Raw genomic sequence first — 2,597 nt, 5'->3', positions numbered from 1 at the left:
CGTCTATTTTCTTTGCCACGAAATAAGCAAACCTTTTTTTGTTATCAACTCTTATTCCTTTCTGTTCAACCCAATTGAGAATTACACCATATAACCTTCCACGTTTATTCGGTGATGTTGGTCTACGTCCATAAACTAAAATACCCGTATACTTTTCACCCTCTAAAGTTATTGTATATCCGCCATTTTCTTTTTCTTCAATCTGTCCATTTAGTCCACGTTCCCACCTTCCAGAGGCTTTTAGCCCCATCTGGTTGTATTTTTGCTTTAATTTTACTATTAGGCCGTTTAGCCAATTTTCTAACGTCTCTTTCATCATGTATATGTTAACGTCGCTTTTGCTGCGACAAAGTCAATGTTTTGTGAAAATCGGTTAAGCTGCAATAAAACGGTTAAATCGCTTAACTCATAACCATATGCACAAGCAAACTCAATAATTGAGCTTGTAAGAATGTCTGTTAAGTCTTTAAGTCTATTGTTATATTTTTCCTCGAAATTCTCAATTAGATTTGCATGCGTGTTATCTTCAAATTTTCTACCAACGGCAAATGTTACGTCATAAGAATAGCCTTGTGGCTTATTTCTATTGACTTCTATTTTGACGTTTGCATCAAAAAGCAAAATGATTTGATTTTTGGAAGGGATAATTTTATTGCCAATTAAAGATTGGTAATACTCTGTCCCGATAATCGGTAAATAATTTTTTGTCGTTGCATAAGCTTTTATATGCTCAATTATTTGCATGTCATTTTTTTAACAAAGTTATGCACGTTATTAAATAAAGTAACTTATTCTGTCAAACGTTTTTTCAACAATCATTTTTTATACTTCTTTGTTTTTATTTCAATAAGTCTGCTTTGGTAATCATTAAGTCTTTTTTGTGTAATAAGCTCAAGCAAAGCATCGCTGTATTTCATTTTTTTAACCTCATCGATTTTCATGTGCAGCGCAATAGCAATTGCCCTTATTTGCAAATAAGCTCCCAGGGACTCCAAACTTTCTATACCAGCCATTCGGCTATCTGCGTCGATTTCGCCCGACAATAGCTCATTTTCAATCTCAATGGTCTGTACAATTTGATCGAGGAAATAATTATATGATTGGATAGCGTTAAAAAGCTCCATGCCTCCGATTTTTTTCTTAAAATAATCATCACAAATAACAACAAAATCGTAAAAGCAAAACTCATTTATCCTTTGCTGCATTTCCTTGACAAAATCAAACTCCCAATTTTCATAGCTGCCTAATTGCAGCCAGTCTATTTTTTCTTTTGATTTTTGGGAAAAACGGATAATTACATCAATCTCGCTTTTGTCAGGTAATTCTATGTAATCCTTAACTGTCATACAACTGCCACTCCTTTCCTTCCTTCAATTAAATAAGACGCTGCATAAAGTAATGCGTCGATTAAATGGTCGTTTCCGTCCATTGGAATTTCGGCTTTCTTATCAAGCCACGTCCAGCCGTTTAACTCTCGCATAAGATTATAACTATCATCAACGATTATTTTATATTCTTTTATTTTCTTTATTGTTTCATTTTTTCTGTTTTTAATAGCTGGTATAATATTAAGCCCTAAACGTCTAAGGTCAATTATCGTCCTCGGCGAAGCACTATCTGCAACAATAAGATTTTTTGCTCCAGTTGTCAGCAAAAGCTTGCGGTACAGCTCATCAGTTGAGTTTCCGCTTTCATATAGCATTTCTTTTACGTATATAATGTTTCTTTTCTTGTCAACTGCGACTTTTACACATGCGTCCGGATCCCGAATACCAAAGTCCAAACCAAAAACAAATGGCAAAGAATTGTCAAATTGCCCAACATCGTAAGGTAAGATAGCATCCTCCAGCTGTCCCCATTCTCCCAATCCGTAAACTTTATACCAGCTCGCCCACTCGGGTTTGTCTTTCTTGCTTTCGATAAACCTTCTTTCATTTTCGACAATGAAAGGATTGTCCATATAATTTGAGCGGATAACCACGTAATCGTTTTCTTTCCCTAAAATGTGTTCGTTTAACCAAAATTCAGCCGAAGGGTTGAAGTCCAAAAACGTTGCCCTCTGCACTCGTGAATAAAATTGCAAAAAAACATTCCAACTTATTCGCCTATTTGCTTCGTTTACAAATAGTATGTCAGGCCTTAAAGAGTGTGCTCTCGCTTCATTCCCTTCTATACCAAAAAACTCTATCTTAGCCTTATTTATGTAATAAGTATGTTCACTTTTGTTTTTAACCTCTCCGATATTTACATTTTCGGCCTCTAATATGCTATCAAAAGCCATCATTGCACCGCCTTTTAGATGCGGTAATGCATAAGAGGCAATAATTATATATAAAGGCTTATTACTTAATAATGCAATGTGGCTAATAACCTGAAGTATAGAGAATGTTTTTCCGCTCCCTTGTCCGCCTTGATTAATGATTAGTCTTGCCCGACTCAGATAGGCCTTTAAGTTTTCGTGATACACTCTCGTGTATTTCATCGTTTTTTATTTTTTCAAGTAACTCTTTGTGCTCTTCGTTTTCGGCAACTATTTTTGGAACTTTAATCGTATGTTCCAATCGTTGTTTTAAGGCAAATTCTTCCGGGTATTTACG

At 35.3% G+C, this 2,597-nt stretch carries 5 protein-coding genes; all 5 read right to left on the bottom strand.

The window, feature by feature from the left end; translation table 11 throughout:
• On the bottom strand, window positions 1-316 hold a 316-nt coding region (locus N2692_03075; protein MCX8016249.1), incomplete at its 3' end, for a hypothetical protein.
• On the bottom strand, window positions 316-744 hold the full coding sequence (locus N2692_03070) for a hypothetical protein (protein MCX8016248.1): 429 nt from the start codon (window positions 742-744) through the stop codon (window positions 316-318). The genes N2692_03075 and N2692_03070, both read right to left, overlap by 1 nt.
• A gap of 71 nt (window positions 745-815) precedes the next feature.
• The gene (locus N2692_03065) at window positions 816-1,346 is read right to left on the bottom strand and encodes a hypothetical protein (GenBank protein MCX8016247.1); all 531 of its coding nucleotides are present in this window, start codon (window positions 1,344-1,346) and stop codon (window positions 816-818) included.
• Window positions 1,343-2,284, bottom strand: coding sequence for a terminase large subunit (locus N2692_03060; GenBank protein ID MCX8016246.1), 942 nt, complete (start codon window positions 2,282-2,284; stop codon window positions 1,343-1,345). Before N2692_03060 ends, N2692_03065 begins: the two co-directional genes overlap by 4 nt.
• A gap of 130 nt (window positions 2,285-2,414) precedes the next feature.
• Window positions 2,415-2,597: hypothetical protein (locus tag N2692_03055; protein ID MCX8016245.1), on the bottom strand; the 183-nt coding region annotated here is incomplete at its 5' end.

Source organism: Patescibacteria group bacterium (genome assembly GCA_026415775.1).
GTDB lineage: Bacteria > Patescibacteriota > Minisyncoccia > UBA6257 > JAAZHW01 > SKW32.
This window is presented reverse-complemented; position numbering and strand designations above follow the sequence as displayed.